Raw genomic sequence first — 14,759 nt, 5'->3', positions numbered from 1 at the left:
GCGCTCGTGCAGGCTAGCAACGAGTCAAGAAAGATGGATCTGAAAGGCCACCTGCTGTACATCGATATCACCCAAATTTGCGGCATCGGTTGCGCGTTCTGCATGTACGCCGACAAGCACAAGACGGGGATGAGCATGGAGTTATCGAGCCTCGCCCGGGAGAACCTGGCGGCGCTGATCAACGCCCCCGACGTCAAGCGCATCTCCATCAGCGGAGAGGGCGAACCCCTCAACAACGGCAGAGTCTTCCACGAGATTCTTGAGCTTTCCCAGGGCGGCAAGCGTTTCGAGTTCATCACAAGCGGCTTCTTTCCCCACGAGAAGATGGCGGAATTCTATGACACCACCAATCGCATCGTGGTCAGTCGGGGCGACACCTGCAATATCAGACTGAGCTCGGACAGCCACCATATCGAAAAGGTGAAATGGCGGGCTCATGGCTTCAGCCTGGATTACCTGCGACGAAACAAACCGGCCGGGCTGAGCTTTTCGTTTCGCTCGATCGACACTGATCGGGAGTTCACCCGCGACTACCTCCGGGAGGAACTGGCGCGCTGGGGCCTCGACGCCGGGATCGTCGCGGGCAATGCCCTGGAAGATACGCTGGTGGTCGGCGAGGAACGGTTCGGTATCGACTACAAGAACCTCGTCCACCCAGCGGCCGACACGCCACCAGGTTACCTGGATCTGCATGGCTACATCGACGCGATCGAAGCCCGGGTCAACAAGCGCTTCACCCTCGGCAGCCTCAACCCGCCTCCCCACGCCAACGGCATGGACCTGACGGTGAAACCTAATGGTGACGTCTACCTGTACGGCATCGAGCACCAACGCCTGGGCAATATTCACTTTGACCGGATTGGCTGGGAGCGACTGGCCAGCCATGTACGCGACACGCCCCTGGTCCGCGCCCTTTACAGCCAACCGCTGAGGGACCTGCTGGCGCGTCTCGACGACCTCGAACTGGTGCACAAGATCCTGCGCAAGGCGAATAACCCCTACTGGCTGGTCAAGGAACTGGCTAATCACGATGGTCTGTTAGAACGAATGGTGCCGGCATGATCGACTCCCACAGCCATACCTTTTATTCCAAGCATGCCGTCGGTACGGTGGATGAGTTGGTGCGGGCGTCAATCGCCGCCGGAGTGAAGATCCTCACCATCACCGACCACGCGCCGTTCCCGGTGGACAGCGACAATCGCCTGTTGGAGGCGGAACTGGAGCGCTATTTCGCCGAGATTGAGCGGGCACGACAGAAGCACCAGGGGAAGATCAAGATCCTACGCGGACTGGAGTTCGACTACATGCCGGGTGCGGATGCCTACAACCGCGAGATGCTGGCCCGGTACGAGCTGGATTTCGCCATCGGCTCGATCCACTACGTCGAGTTGCCGGGCGAGACCATGGCTAAGGTTTGGGAGTTGGCCCGGCTGTCCGCCCCAGCCTTTCTCGACCGTTATTTCGCCCATCTGCAAGCCTTGCTGGAGTGCGGGCTGTTCGACGCAGTCGGGCACGCCGACACGCTGCTGCGCGGCGTGGCGGAAGACGTAGTGCTGCGCCGGATGGAACCGCTGCTGCCGCTGTTCGCCCGCAATGGTGTGGCCTACGAACTGAATGCCTCGGGCATTCGCAAGTCGAGCCTGTTGCCCGGTTCGACTCGTGAGGTTCAGGGTGTCTGGAGCTATCCATCACGCACCCTGCTGCCCCAACTGATCGCCCACGGCGCGGCCTTCACCATAGGTTCAGACGCCCACGATCCGCTGGACGCGGGGGCAGGCATCCGCACTTTGGTCGACGAACTGCAACCGCTGGGCCTGGACCGGATCAGCTACTTCGAAGGGCGTCGACGCATCGACATGCCCCTAGACTTCTTCAGCCTGTCGTCTGGCACCGATACAAGGATTGTCCCGTGAACTCCCGATCGAATGACTGGAAACTACTCGCCAAGGCGCCTGTCGACGAACAGCTGGCGCGCTTTCGCGAGGCCGTGGCCCGGCCGCAGGCGGAGGACGTGAAAGGAGGTCTGCGCGCGTTCGCTGGCGGCTTGCTTGCGCAAGACCTGATCGATATGGACAGCTATGTCGCGGTGCTCGGTGGTCATGCCCTGAACTGTCTGACGCCCGACGGCACCAACGGATTCCGCGACATGAGCAGTGGCGCAAGCGCCTCCGCGCTGACAGCCATCTACAGCCGTGCCAAGTACGGCAGCCAGAAGGACATCCGTTTTCTCGCCGGCCTGGTGATCAACTATCTGGAGCGGCAGCTGGATGACCCGGCATCGCACTGGGCACGGCTGTTCACCAGCGCGCGGGAGCTCAACGACAATGTGGTGCTGATGACCACTGGCTGGCGCAACGTGCCTTCGACGGCCAACGTGCTCTACGACGTCGTGGTTGAGGAGATAAACGTCAAGCTCGCCCATATGGGCCTGCCCACCCTGATCAACGTCAAGCTGCCGCGCATCGCCCCTCCTTGCGAGAACTACGCGAGCCTGAGTACTGAAGAGCGCGAGCGGGTCAATCTTGTCCAGGACCATGTGATACCCGCGGAGAACTTCTATCGCTGGAGCGGTGTGCACGTCATCTTCGGCGACGATGTGCTGGTGACGGGGTCGACTGCCGACAAGGTGTTGCGTGAGTCCCTGCTAGCCGGTGCCCGCTCGTTCCAGGCGATCTACCCGGTTGCCATCGATCCGCGGGTCGCCCTGGCGGATGCCACCGTCGAGGAGCGCCTGAACATGGTGGAAATCAGCCATCAGCTGGACGACACATTGGCCAAACTGCTTGGAGCCGTGGATTACCAACCCATCCTGCGCACGTTGCGTCTACTGTTTTCGACGAACAACTACCAAGCCTTGCCGTCATTCCTGGCGCGAGTGCCGGCGGCCAATTGGTTGCGGCTGTACAAGGCGGCTCTCGGAAACGAGTTCCTGCGCCAGGCCGAATGCATACCCTCGCTGACGCTGCTGCGGCATTACCTGGAGGACCATGGGCTGCTTGGTAGTAGCGGCGTGAAGGCAAAGAGGGCCCCGTTGTGCGTGTGAACTACGTGAGCTACTGGGAAACGGCGGCGGGGCAGAGCATGCCGCCGTGGATCGCCTTGGCCCTGGTCTCCATGCAGCGGGCGCTGGGGGACCATTTCACCCTGCTAACCCCGGACAGCCTGGAGCATTGCATAGATGCTTCTATCCTCGGCAAGGTTTGGCGCTTCGAGCCGCTGACCTTCAACATGGACAAGGGGATCGAGGCGATCGTCGCCAGGAGCGACTTCATCCGCATGGCCTACGTGCATCGCCATGGCGGCGCATGGATCGACGCGGACAGCATCCTACTGCGCGACCCGACCTCGCTGCTGTTCCCGACGGGACTCGACGAGCGGCTGCACTGGCACAGCGAATGCCTATTCGCCTCACTGCCGGGAAATGTCCATCTCGCCGAGGCACTGGCGACCGGGCTGGCCGTCGAGGCACATGCCTGGGGCAATCCGGGGGGGATCAAGGAGATAGTTGCCAGGTTGCCGTACCAGCAGGTGCTAATTTCGCCCTCGGTATGCGACCCGGGTTTTCGACCGCTGTACAACTTCGACAGTTGCGCGGTGATGAGGCGCACGGACATTGACGTGAGCGATTTCCTGCTGCGCGACGTGAGCCTGCTCAAGCTGTACAACACCTGGTTCAAGCGGACAGCGACACGCGATGAGTCGGTGGCCGAGTTCCTCGACGAGGAAACTCTGCTGTCACGCATCTTCCTGCATATCGAACCCGACCGTGGCTATTGGCTGGGAGAGTGTGAGCGCTTAATCGAACGCTGCGGCTGAGGGTTCAGGCCAGATCCACCGCATGCGCCGGCAGGTGCACGCGGCAACGTTTGGCCCCGTTTAGCTCCAAGCGAGTCGCGATCACCTCGTGCACTGTCGGGGTCCGCCGGTGTGGCGAGCCATGGGCGACATATAGCCAGGCCGGCACGCGGTGGGCAAGGTGGTCGAATTCCAACTCGATGCGCAATAGGTCGAACACCTCTTTGGTACGTCCTCTCGGAGTCCAAGCCAGCGGCGCGCTGCGGTGATGAGGATGGATCAAACGCAACGGTCGTGACAGTTGCAGGTTCAGCGTGCCCGGATGGCACTCGGCGACTTCAGGAAAAGACCGGCTGATCAAGGGCAGCTGGCGGGCTAGGGTGCCAGTGGCCACGCCCAGGCCGGAAACGATATGCGCATCCACTGCGAGAGTCGCAGCGATCGACTCTTGCAGCAGTTCGGCGACGGGTTGAATCACGTCGACATCAGTGAATTCGTTCATGTTTTTCCTGCCGGTGTGCGGGTACTGACGTGGTCCCTGGCGACTAAACACAACCCGGGTATGGGGGGAAAGCGGCGGCAGCCAGGGATTGGAAGAGTTGCTGGCCGGATAGATCGCGACCAATGCCGCCTTCAGTCCGACGGCCATGTGCACGATGGCAGTATCGACACTGACAACCACTCTGGCCCGCTGGATGGAACCCGCGACCGCGCGGGGCGTATCCAGTTCGACCAGTGTCCGGACGTTGCTGCGGGCGATGGCGTGTCCGAGCTGCAGTGCCTCGGCACGGCTGGCGGGACTGCACAGAATGCCAATATGGTGCTGCGGCCAGACATCCGCCAGGGCACGGACCAGCGAGAGCGCTCTGGCGAACCCAAGGCTTTTATCAGGTCGGCTGGCATAGGGGTTGACCAGGATGTGCGCGACGTTGTCGTCCTGTCGTTCGGGAAGCGGGACGATATAGTCGCGGTTGATACGGGTCGCACCGAGGTCGAGCAGGACCCGGGTATAGCGCTCGACCACGTTGAGCTGCGCGGTTGCTTCACCAAGCTTGCCGCTGACGCAGTGCAAGGCATCATCCAGCGAGTAGACCCGGGCGGGCTTAAGTAAGCGGATGAACAGCATCTCGATGGGTTGGATACGGCCAACTAGGTGGACAAACACATCGACCGATCCCAATTCCCGTACCAGTGGGCCCAGCCCGGTCAGCGTGGGTGCGCAAGCGACAGAGATGACCCGGTCGACGCCGAAATCGAGCCGATGCAGGTCGACCAGCTCCGGTACGGTGAGCACGGTGACCCGGGCACCGAGCTTGTGCGCTTCGCGAAAGAAGAATGAAGAAACGATCGCGTCGCCCAGTTTGGCGTCCCAGCGGGGAAGCACGATATGCAGGGGTTGGGCAAGGTCGCGAGGTGCCAGCTGGCGGTCCACCAGGCAGCGCATCAACAGGCGCGCCATAGACTTCCGATGGTTTTGCAAAATCGGCATCAGTTCGCACTTTCCGGAATAGCTGGCGATGATATCTATGGCACGGGGCCGTTACCAGTATTGGCCTAAGGCGCGTGACATATGGCGACGAGACAGGTGCCCGCGTACCAACTGCCAAAATATATTCACTACGATGCTAGTGCCTAAGCTTAGCTGCGTTATCAGGGAAGAACTCAAAGCTGCTGGCTTCGCTGATACAGTTCAGTGACCCAAGGCGAGTGATTAGCTTTCTGAAAAACCAAACAGAGCTCTTTTCGAGGCCGCGTTACGCCGACATAGAACAGACGTCTAGCTTCGCGCATGCCTCGTTCTGACTTAGCGTCGCGCCAGTTGGGGAAGTCTTGAGCATTGATACCAAACATGATGACCGCGTCAAACTCGCGACCTTTGGCGCTATGTAAGGTACTCAAGGTCACTCGGCCAGAGCCATCTATCCGTCCCGCAAAAACATTGAGGGGCATATCAAGCTTCGACGCCGGGTCTGTCCGCACTAACAACTCAGAACAGACTTCCCATTCCTGATGAGTGTTTCGGGCAATTTTCTGCCAAGGCTCAATCAGCTCGCGGCAAAAGCGTGTCAACCAAGCATGGGCGGTTTCCTCTCGATCGATTCCGCTACGCAAGAAGCTGATCAAATGGTGGGTTATAGCCAGTTCTTCATCCGCGCTAACTCGCCCACCATACACAATCGCGAGAGCTTGGCCGAGTAACCGGTGATAGGTCGGCGAAGCATCACGCCAACCTCCAGTGACCCACCGGCTACAAGCTTCGACGAATCGGGCAAGACGGGAATTGCGCCTCACCAGCGCGTTACCATCAGTACGCAGAATGGCGATATCTGTATCCTTAAGTGCATTGGCAACCTTATCTCCGAGCCATGCAGCGCGATACAGAATTGCAATTTGATCGGGCTGGAACTCTCGGTCAAGCAGTGAGGGCAGGACTGCCTGAGCGATGTGTAGAGCCTGCTCATCATGGTCGCCATCTACCGCCCAGAATCCCAGTTCTCCATCGGGGGCACCCTCCACACCACGGTAGTCGCGCTCTTCGCCAAGTGCCCCTAAGGAGGCTCTGATGATTTTCGCACCAGATCGATAGTTGAAGCGCAGACGGATCGTTTTAATTTCGTCGCGCGCGATGAGACTTTGCAGCAAGCCTGGGTTGGCGCCGTTAAAGCCATAGATCGACTGATCAGCATCGCCAACTGCAAAGAGTCGGATTCCGCTCTCAAAACAGAGCAGGAGCACCAGTTCATGAAGTGCATGCCCCAGATCCTGATATTCATCGACAAAAAGGATGGGGAACCGAGCGCTTAGAGCGTTACGAATCCAATTGTGGTCCTTGATCATTCGGAAGGCGAGGAGTGGCATATCATCAAAGTCGATCAGCGCCTCGCAACGCAGTTCCGCCTCGTAAGCCTCGATAAAAGATGCAAGCTCTGGATTCTGTCCCTGCCAAGCTGGCAGAGTACGATCAACGTCTCGACGTCGCTTCTCCTCGGCAAGGCGCCAACGGTCCTGTGCATTGCCCATCTCGCCGAACACCGACTTGTATGCGGTTTCGACTGCAGCACGGCACTCGGTATTCGTAGCAACTCGGAAGCCGTCAGGGAGGAGATGAGGAATGCAGCGAGCATAGGGAGTAAGAACTTGAGTGAGCGCGAAGCTGTGGACAGTGCCGATGAAGCTGCGGTCGCTGTTAGCAACGCCAAATCTAGCTAAACGCTCCTCGAGCTCCGTAGCGCACTCATTGTTATACGTAATGCAGGCAACTCCACGCGGATCGACAACATCGTCCATCAGGGCACGTGCCATTGCGGTAGTCAGCGTCTTCGTTTTCCCGCTTCCTGGGCCAGCCAGGACAACGCAATGACCGCATTCAATGGCTGCATCATATTGTTCGCTATTGGGCTTGAGCTCTGCAAGCGCTTGTTCCAACGCGAACCTACTAGACATGGGACGCCAAGAACTTAATAGCCGAAGTGATATAGTCGGGCGGAGTGAGCCCTGTCAGTTTGCTCGCGAGCTTTGCACTCAACCGGCCTTTGCCGATGTCAGAAATCATTGCAAGCAGTTGAGTAGGATCGACGGGAGTGCCCGTACGCCAAGCCTTAATACGCGACGAGCGGACAGATCCGAATCCCTGCTCGTCAAGAATGTCCAGCAGCGCCCCTTGGAGGCCAGGTGTATTTGCCACAGCTACTTCGAAGGTCTGATCGTTCAGAAAGATGCCGAACGACGCCCAAGCCTTACTGAAGCTATCGAAGTCAGCTGTTTCACACCAAGTGCGGTTCTCGGGTGTCAATTGGCGCGCACCAACGGCAACCGCACAGTAGGCGTCCCAAATACCTACCGTCCTCGCTTTGCCGAGCGGAGGTTTTGTGCCGTCTAGCGGATCCCAATCAGTGATGACCGCGAAAGGCATACCGAGACTACCTGCCAGCTTCACGTAGGGAGCGAAATTCACGCCCGCCACGTTGCAAACGGTGATGCCAAGTTGGTCCAGGTTGTACCCCAGCGCATCGGCGAAGCCGGGGAGCAATGCTTCTTCCGCGTCGCCTTCGACGAAAATCACACCTCTTGCGAAGAGCAACTCAGACCGTGTAGCAGTGAGATACCGCTCGATATCGTCGAGTTCGTCAGCTGTCACCGGTAGCGCAGCAAGAGAGTAAGCCTTAGACAAACCATCTGGCGTTCGCCGCAGGGTTACGATTGAACGCAACGGCGCGATTGCGGCCAGAGTCGGAGAGTGGCTGGTCACGATCAAAGCCTGCGCGGCGTCAGGGTTATTGAAGAGCTTCTCAAAGACCGCCCTCTGCAACTGGGGATGGAGGTGGGCCTCAGGTTCCTCAATGCAAAGCAGCGAATAGTTCCGTTCATTCTTCGTGCGACGCCAAGCAAACTCAGCCAGCTTCAGAGCTATCAGCGCAACGTTCGCTGAACCAAGGCTGGCCTCCGCGATACCGCGCTTACCGTCGTCGATGAACATGGCGATAGAGCGAATGAGCCGGAGCGGGTCGGCGGGCGCGAAACGTAGCCTTGCGTTGAGATCATGCGCGTTACCAGCCAAATTGAGAATGCCACTCCGTAAAGAACTCTCCAGAGCTTTTACGGATGGGATGCTCTCCATCTTTGCTGTAGCCGCCTCTAAATCATTTGCGACGCTGTCCAGCTCGGCCCGGCTGACTGAAGCAAATGAGTCCTCAAGCAAAGGCCGGAGTGGGGAGTGTCGCCAGGAAGCGAGCTGTCCTTCGGCGTCGCGCAAGGCATCCAGCATGTCAATTGCAATACGACGGCGTACTCGGCTGGGAATGCTGCGGGACTCATCACCCCCGCCGAAGACAATGAACTCACAATCCTCGCTGGATTGTAGTCCGCCAGTAACATCGGCTTTTTTGCGGTAGACATAGCTCAGCCGTGCAACCGTTGGATTGCCTGCAGTGCGGAAGTCAGTGAGCAAAGCAACGAGCATGGGGTCGCTATCGAAATCAGCAAAATCTAGATGCACTTCGATCTGAGGGGTTGCTGTCAAATCGCTACCGTCCGAAAAATCAGACAGTCTCAACTGCCGCAGCGAATCAGGAAGGGCGGGATCAAGCACAAGGCGAATGGCGAGCAGCAGGTTGCTTTTGCCGACACGATTCTCGCCGAGCAACACAATGTTGCCCGCAAGCGGGATATCGACCGATAAAAAATTGCGGAAGTTGCGAATGCTCAGGTTTGCCAGGCGCATCAAACTCCCTCTCGCATGCGGATCGCGTATTTCGGCTTCACAGCTGTCATCTCGAATCACCTTCCGACAGTTAGGCAAGGAGCTGGCGAGGATGATTTATGATGGCCACTGGCCTACATCCTAATTCCTATACCTACGAGCTGTCTGCTAGATTTTGTTCTGAATTAGACAATACCACCTAGCCGCTCTTGGCCGTTCACTACCGGTTATGGTTGCTAGGGGGGCAAATCCGTTGCAAATGGCTGGTTAGGTCGATTGCAAATGAGTCGTCAAGTCAGTGCAAATCCCCAGGTGTCAGCGGATCTGGAGAAGTGGCTCCAGCCAGCGGCGTGTTCAGCTAGTCTTCCCACACCATTTACTCAAGGACGATCCCAATACCAGATAACTCTGAAGCCAACATAGCCACAGCGGACGCTCTCACACTGCTCCTCCACAACCAGCACGCCCTGGCAGCGGCCCTTGAAGAAGTGACCAAATGGATCTCAGAGGATGGAGTGGAAAGTGTCGCCGCTAACGCAATGGGGGCCATGGAAACGCTGGACGAGAATGCACGAGCCATCACCGATGCGATTATGCGCCTACGCCAGTTATAGGTTTCATCTAAGGCCCGCTGCCCCCTTGCAGGTAGCGAAATGATTCTGCTGAGTCAACCTGTAATCTGCCACTCGACTCGCTGGATCTGGTCATTTGAGATGTGGGGGAGTATTGATGCGAATTGACCAACCTTGTTCCCTCCGGAGAGTAGTGCTCAGAACACATTCCGGTGCTGGAAACTGCCTCGCCAAGACTAGCTGTTAGAATGGCGCTGGTTTAGTGATTAGGCCCTTGAGAAGCAGTATGAACAAAGAATGGACCGAAGAAGATATGCGCCAAGCGTTGTTCGGCAACGCTGAAATATCTGCACCGGTGAGCACCTCACTCGTGGAAGAAATCCAGCCGGACGTCGCTGCCGTGCCCGTATCAAAGGTGGCGAAAAAGAAGGTCTCCAAAGCCTTTACCCCGAGGCTTTTGGTGACTCTCCGAGTGAGCAATGAGTTTGAAGGAAGGATGCTTGAGATCGTCCATGAAGCCGATACGCTGAGTACGCTGGTGGCAGAGCAGGAAGCCACCAAAGCAGCCAGGAAAAAATTCCGCTATGTAGAAGTGGTATCGGTCAAGTCGATGTAAATCATGTTTCCATCGAGAGGGCTTCTTTTGCAGTTGCGTCGCGCAGCGCTATGAAGCTGATTTTTTGAGCTTTAGCATGGCCAGATTTGTTAGGGCATTGCGATGGCAAAGGATCAAGAGGTAGGGATCGAGTGAGCTTAAATACATATTTGCCAGGACGGCTGCGAAATACACCTCTACCACGTAGCCACGGTTTGATGCCGCTGTTCGAGGCTGTCGTGAATTCGATTCATTCGATTGCCGAAACTAGCTTCGATCCTGAATATGGCTGCATTAGGATTGAGATAGTCCGCGTGCCGCAATCCAGTCTGGCTTTGGATGCTACCAAGGCGAAGCGGGGCGCTCCTACCCAAGAACCAATCATGGGTTTCAAGATTACTGACAATGGCGCCGGCTTCCACGACAAAAACATGGCCTCGTTTGAAACGCTTGATAGCGAATATAAGGCTCAACAAGGGTGTCGGGGGGTAGGGCGCTTGCTTTGGTTGAAAGCGTTCGAAGCGGTCAACATCAGTAGTGATTACAAGGATGAAACCGGTGCTATCAAACATCGCTCATTTGCGTTCACGGCAGCTCAAGGCGTTTCAACCCTCTCTTCGAGGATGAAGCCCGTTGGCACAGAGTTGCAGACCTGCGTACATCTCTCTGGATTCAACAAACCGTACAGAGAGAACTCGGCAAAGACGGCCCGAAAGATCGCCACGAGTCTTTTCGAGCACTGTCTTTGGTACTTTGTGCGTGACGCCGGCGCGCCCAAAATTCAGATCAAGGACGGTGAAGAGGAGATTGACCTTGATGAGGTGCTTGATCAATACCTGTTTACGTCGTCACAAAAGGAATCTATTCAGATCAAGGGGCAGCCATTTGAGCTCACCCATCTGAAGCTTAAGGCTAGCTCGGCCAAGCAACCTTTCATTGCTTGGTGCGCTGCCAGTCGCGTTGTTGAAGAGGAAACTCTTTCAGGTAAGGTGCCAGGGTTGTACGGAAAAATCCGCGACGATGAAGGTGATTTTGTCTACGCCTGTTATGTGACGTCTCCCTTTCTTGACCAGAATGTGCGACCCGAACGAATTGGTTTCGATATAGAGGAGATGAGCGACGATTTGTTTTCGGAAACGGAAGTCAGTTTGAGCGATATTCGCAAGGCAGTTATTGCTTCTTCTAGTGGTTACCTCGAGGGCTATCTGCAGGAAATCCGAAAAACTGGGCGCGAGCGTGTAGAGCGGTTCGTGTCGGTCCGTGCGCCGCGGTATCGACCCATACTGCGTCGAATCGATGAGGAAAAGCTCCGCGTCGACCCGGATATTTCAGATAAGGACCTTGATCTTCTGCTTCACAAACAGCTTTCCGAAATTGAAAACGCCTTGCTGTCGGAAGGGCACGACGTGATGAGCTTCGGCAGGGGGGAAACCACAGCCCAGTACCAGAAAAGGCTCGTCAGCTACCTTGAAAAGGCAGATGACATCAAGAAGTCGGATTTGGCCAACTACGTATTCCATCGAAAGGTTACGCTCGATATTTTGGCGAAAGCGCTTGAGCGTGGGGATGATGGCAAGTACGCCAAAGAAGAGCTGATTCACGAGCTCATCATGCCAATGCGTAAAACATCGGATGACGTTTTCCTCGATAGCTGCAATCTGTGGTTGCTCGATGAGCGTCTGGCTTTTCACGACTTTTTGGCTTCTGACAAGTCACTGCGCTCCTTCCCTATAACGCATTCAACTGACACCAAAGAGCCGGATATTTGTGTGTTGAATGTGTTTGATGAGCCTCTGCTGGTTTCCGAGAACAGGAGAATGCCGCCGGCGGCTCTGACAATCGTGGAGATCAAGCGGCCGATGCGAAATGATGCTGGCGAAGGAGAGGAGAAGGATCCGATTGAGCAGGCACTTGGTTATCTGCAGCGGATTCGCGATGGGAACGCCCAGACGTCCGCGGGACGACCGATCCCCAAAGGGGATGATATTCCGGGATTCTGCTACGTGATTTGTGATCTCACGCCTTCGATGGAACGGCGCTGCAAGATCCATGACTTGACGCGCGCGGCCGATGGACTGGGGTATTTCGGGTACAAAACCCGCTTCAATGCCTATGTGGAGGTCATGTCGTTTGATGGGGTCATCAAGTCAGCGACTGAGCGTAATAAGGCATTTTTCGAAAAGTTGGGATTGCCAACGAACTGACACGGTCAGGATGTACCGTCCTGGTAGATTGGCAACGGGGTACGGGTGACATGTCCAAATGTCAGCGATGTTGCGCCAGCCGAGTGTGTCACGCTGCTAATATGTAATGGTAGGTGAGTTGGTTTTGAGCTTGTCCACCAGATGAGCAGGTTGATCGCAGAGGGAACGAAGCGATCACGAAGAGGAAGAGGTTCTACGATGTTTCTTATGCAAGTCTCGCTACGCAATGTGCGCTCGATAAAGTCTCTGGACCTTGACTTCAGATCCTCAGAGGGCAATGCACGTCGCTGGACGCTTCTGTTGGGGGAAAATGGCTGTGGAAAGAGTTCGGCTCTGCGTGCCATTGCGCTGTTGCTCGCAGGCAGCGAAGCGCTCCCGGATTTGCTGGGCGAGCCTGATGCATGGATTCGAAATGGATCGAAGAAATGCCTTATTTCAGGAATTTTAGCCACTGCCAAGGGGGAGATTCGTGAGATTGCATTGGAAATTAATCGTGGAGATGGAATAAGACAAATATTTTCTCGAAACCACTCTTCGCTAGAAGCTTTGGATAAAGCGTTATCCTTCGCGGAGCGTAACTATTTTGTATTGGGTTACGGCGTATCTCGGCGTCCAGCTGCGCCTAAATCGAGATCGACCTTCCCGGATGAGCGCTCTAGAGTTCCTCGTTCAATGGGTGTCGCTACGATGTTCTCCCCCGACGCGACCTTAATCTCACTAGAGCAGTGGGCGATGGATCTCGAATATCGCAAAGGTAGCAGCTCGATGGATGCGATACGTCGAGCGCTTAATCAGTTATTACCTGATATGCAATTCTCCAGAATCGACCGTGAATCTCGGCAAATTATTTTTGACACAGTTGATGGGGAAATTCCATTAAGCCAACTATCTGATGGATATCAAAATATCGCTGCCTGGTGTGGAGACCTTTTGTATCGAATTACAGAGGCTTTTCCAGATCGCAAGGATCCCTTGTCCACGAGAGGGGTTTTGCTTATTGATGAAATTGATTTGCATCTTCACCCAACATGGAGACGTAAATTAGTTGAGTTTCTTTCTCTGACATTGCCGAATTTTCAATTTGTTGCGACGACCCACTCAGCATTAACTGCTCAGCAAAGTGGTGATGGGGAGCTGTATGTTATTCGCCGCGAGGGCAAGGATCACCTTCCGACATTGACTCCATTTGTGGGTGAGCCTCGTAATATGATGCTACACCAATTGTTGATGAGCCCTATGTTCGGCTTGCGAACGATGGACTCGGTGGCAGTTGAAAACGCAAGATCTGTCGTGCGCACTCTCAGCAGTAAAAAAACTCCTTTAAGCGTCGGCGAGAGCAGGGAGTTGAAGCATATGTATGAAGTTTTAAGTGAGGCGCCGAATTGGGACGCGATTCCGGAATATGCGAAAGAGCAAATAGATTTACTTAAAAGAATAAACTCAACTTTGGATAAAGATGGAAAGCGCCCAGCCGTATCGGCGCGGAAACTGAAATCGGTCGTCAAGGAAATAGGGAGCAGCGATTGATCCAGATTGCGAGGACACGTACCGGTCGGGGGCTGGATGGATTTACTGGCGTGCAGCTCCAAGCAAAGCTTGAAAAGCTCTTGCAGTATTACTACGACGATGGCGCCAACGGCAAGGTCGACTTTAAACCCAAAAAACGTCAAGTTTGGGGGAAGGCGAAGCCACAGCTAAAAACAGAGTCGTTCAGCAAATGTGCTTACTGCGAGGCAGACACCGCAGTAGTAGCTTATGGGGATGTAGAGCATTTTCGTCCTAAAAGTGAGTACTGGTGGCTAGCGTACTGCTATGACAACTATACGTTTAGCTGTCAAGTATGCAATCAAGTGCACAAGGGGGATAAATTTACGGTCAACGGTACAAGGTTGCCCGCACCACAGGTTCCCCATTCTCTTCCTACTGACTCGGCTCAGCTAGAGTCCCTTTTGGCCAGTCTTTGTCCAGATCCTGTCATCACTACAGATGTTGCGATCGGACAGATCTATTCAGCAGAAGATGCTGATCTGATTAATCCCTATGTAGTGAATCCTGAAGAATACTATGCTTGGAAAGCAATTCCTGCCACTGAGGAAGTATGGCTGGTCCCCAAGCCTAAGTCCCAACGCTCGGTGAGAGCAGTTAAAGCAGCTGAAGAAATTCTTGGTTTAAATCGAGAAGAACTTTTACGACTACGTTGGAATGCTTACGATGAAATCGAGACACTTGCGCTCGCAATTCAAGAGGGCACATTTACCGATGAACAAAAAAGAGACCTTTTGATTCGCATTAAACGCACTGCGGGTAATGACCGACCGTTTGCAGGGATGAAACGCTTTTTTCTACGTGCTTGGGGGGTGCTCACATAATGGGAGCGTCTTCCACACTCTCGG

General features: G+C 55.5%; 12 protein-coding genes. 9 read left to right on the top strand and 3 right to left on the bottom strand.

Annotated features, from left to right (window positions below; translation table 11 throughout):
- The first annotated feature begins 33 nt into the window (after window positions 1-33).
- Genes M2394_RS18965 through M2394_RS18950 form a run of 4 tightly spaced genes read left to right on the top strand, consistent with a single transcriptional unit; the run spans window position 34 to window position 3,816 of the window.
- Window positions 34-1,062, top strand: a complete 1,029-nt coding sequence (locus tag M2394_RS18965; RefSeq protein ID WP_259173528.1) for a radical SAM protein — start codon at window positions 34-36, stop codon at window positions 1,060-1,062.
- Window positions 1,059-1,913 (top strand): histidinol-phosphatase, encoded by an 855-nt coding sequence (locus M2394_RS18960; protein WP_259173527.1) that lies wholly within the window; start codon window positions 1,059-1,061, stop codon window positions 1,911-1,913. The genes M2394_RS18965 and M2394_RS18960 overlap by 4 nt, the downstream gene beginning before the upstream one ends.
- Window positions 1,910-3,043, top strand: coding sequence for a phosphoribosyltransferase family protein (locus M2394_RS18955; protein ID WP_259173526.1), 1,134 nt, complete (start codon window positions 1,910-1,912; stop codon window positions 3,041-3,043). The genes M2394_RS18960 and M2394_RS18955 overlap by 4 nt, the downstream gene beginning before the upstream one ends.
- On the top strand, window positions 3,034-3,816 hold the full coding sequence (locus M2394_RS18950) for a glycosyltransferase (RefSeq protein WP_259173524.1): 783 nt from the start codon (window positions 3,034-3,036) through the stop codon (window positions 3,814-3,816). The genes M2394_RS18955 and M2394_RS18950 overlap by 10 nt, the downstream gene beginning before the upstream one ends.
- Before the next feature lie 4 nt (window positions 3,817-3,820).
- Here M2394_RS18950 and M2394_RS18945 read toward each other — a convergent pair whose 3' ends face one another.
- The 3 genes from M2394_RS18945 to M2394_RS18935 all read right to left on the bottom strand — a co-directional run bounded on the left by M2394_RS18945 (window position 3,821) and on the right by M2394_RS18935 (window position 9,016).
- Window positions 3,821-5,284, bottom strand: coding sequence for a glycosyltransferase family 9 protein (locus tag M2394_RS18945; RefSeq protein WP_259173523.1), 1,464 nt, complete (start codon window positions 5,282-5,284; stop codon window positions 3,821-3,823).
- A 173-nt stretch (window positions 5,285-5,457) separates the two neighbouring features.
- Complete coding sequence (locus M2394_RS18940; RefSeq protein WP_259173522.1) at window positions 5,458-7,239, bottom strand: ATP-dependent helicase; 1,782 nt, start codon at window positions 7,237-7,239, stop codon at window positions 5,458-5,460.
- Complete coding sequence (locus tag M2394_RS18935) at window positions 7,232-9,016, bottom strand: AAA family ATPase (protein WP_259173521.1); 1,785 nt, start codon at window positions 9,014-9,016, stop codon at window positions 7,232-7,234. Before M2394_RS18935 ends, M2394_RS18940 begins: the two co-directional genes overlap by 8 nt.
- A gap of 374 nt (window positions 9,017-9,390) precedes the next feature.
- Here M2394_RS18935 and M2394_RS18930 point away from each other — a divergent pair, with 374 nt between their 5' ends.
- From M2394_RS18930 to M2394_RS18910, 5 genes are all read left to right on the top strand, one after another.
- A complete protein-coding gene (locus tag M2394_RS18930; RefSeq protein WP_259174347.1) occupies window positions 9,391-9,609 on the top strand; it encodes a hypothetical protein in 219 nt (72 codons plus the stop codon).
- Window positions 9,610-9,853: 244 nt separating this feature from the next.
- Window positions 9,854-10,183: a hypothetical protein gene (locus tag M2394_RS18925; protein WP_071492941.1), complete on the top strand. Its 330-nt coding sequence runs from the start codon at window positions 9,854-9,856 to the stop codon at window positions 10,181-10,183.
- A 197-nt stretch (window positions 10,184-10,380) separates the two neighbouring features.
- Window positions 10,381-12,366: an ATP-binding protein gene (locus M2394_RS18920; RefSeq protein WP_259173520.1), complete on the top strand. Its 1,986-nt coding sequence runs from the start codon at window positions 10,381-10,383 to the stop codon at window positions 12,364-12,366.
- A 198-nt stretch (window positions 12,367-12,564) separates the two neighbouring features.
- A complete protein-coding gene (locus M2394_RS18915) occupies window positions 12,565-13,893 on the top strand; it encodes an AAA family ATPase (RefSeq protein WP_076955206.1) in 1,329 nt (442 codons plus the stop codon).
- Window positions 13,890-14,735: a hypothetical protein gene (locus tag M2394_RS18910; protein WP_259173519.1), complete on the top strand. Its 846-nt coding sequence runs from the start codon at window positions 13,890-13,892 to the stop codon at window positions 14,733-14,735. Before M2394_RS18915 ends, M2394_RS18910 begins: the two co-directional genes overlap by 4 nt.
- The last annotated feature ends 24 nt before the right edge of the window (window positions 14,736-14,759 follow it).

This window comes from Pseudomonas sp. BIGb0164 (genome assembly GCF_024810135.1).
Lineage (GTDB): Bacteria > Pseudomonadota > Gammaproteobacteria > Pseudomonadales > Pseudomonadaceae > Aquipseudomonas.
The sequence above is the reverse complement of the archived record's forward strand: the minus strand, read 5'-3'. Positions and strand labels throughout refer to the sequence as shown.

Bases quoted from the DNA above. Each gene is read 5' to 3' on its own strand.
- M2394_RS18965 (WP_259173528.1), top strand. From the start codon at position 34: ATGGATCTGAAAGGCCACCTGCTGTACATCGATATCACCCAAATTTGC.
- M2394_RS18960 (WP_259173527.1), top strand. From the start codon at position 1,059: ATGATCGACTCCCACAGCCATACCTTTTATTCCAAGCATGCCGTCGGT.
- M2394_RS18945 (WP_259173523.1), bottom strand. From the start codon at position 5,284: ATGCCGATTTTGCAAAACCATCGGAAGTCTATGGCGCGCCTGTTGATG.
- M2394_RS18940 (WP_259173522.1), bottom strand. From the start codon at position 7,239: ATGTCTAGTAGGTTCGCGTTGGAACAAGCGCTTGCAGAGCTCAAGCCC.
- M2394_RS18935 (WP_259173521.1), bottom strand. From the start codon at position 9,016: ATGCGCCTGGCAAACCTGAGCATTCGCAACTTCCGCAATTTTTTATCG.
- M2394_RS18925 (WP_071492941.1), top strand. From the start codon at position 9,854: ATGAACAAAGAATGGACCGAAGAAGATATGCGCCAAGCGTTGTTCGGC.
- M2394_RS18920 (WP_259173520.1), top strand. From the start codon at position 10,381: ATGCCGCTGTTCGAGGCTGTCGTGAATTCGATTCATTCGATTGCCGAA.
- M2394_RS18915 (WP_076955206.1), top strand. From the start codon at position 12,565: ATGTTTCTTATGCAAGTCTCGCTACGCAATGTGCGCTCGATAAAGTCT.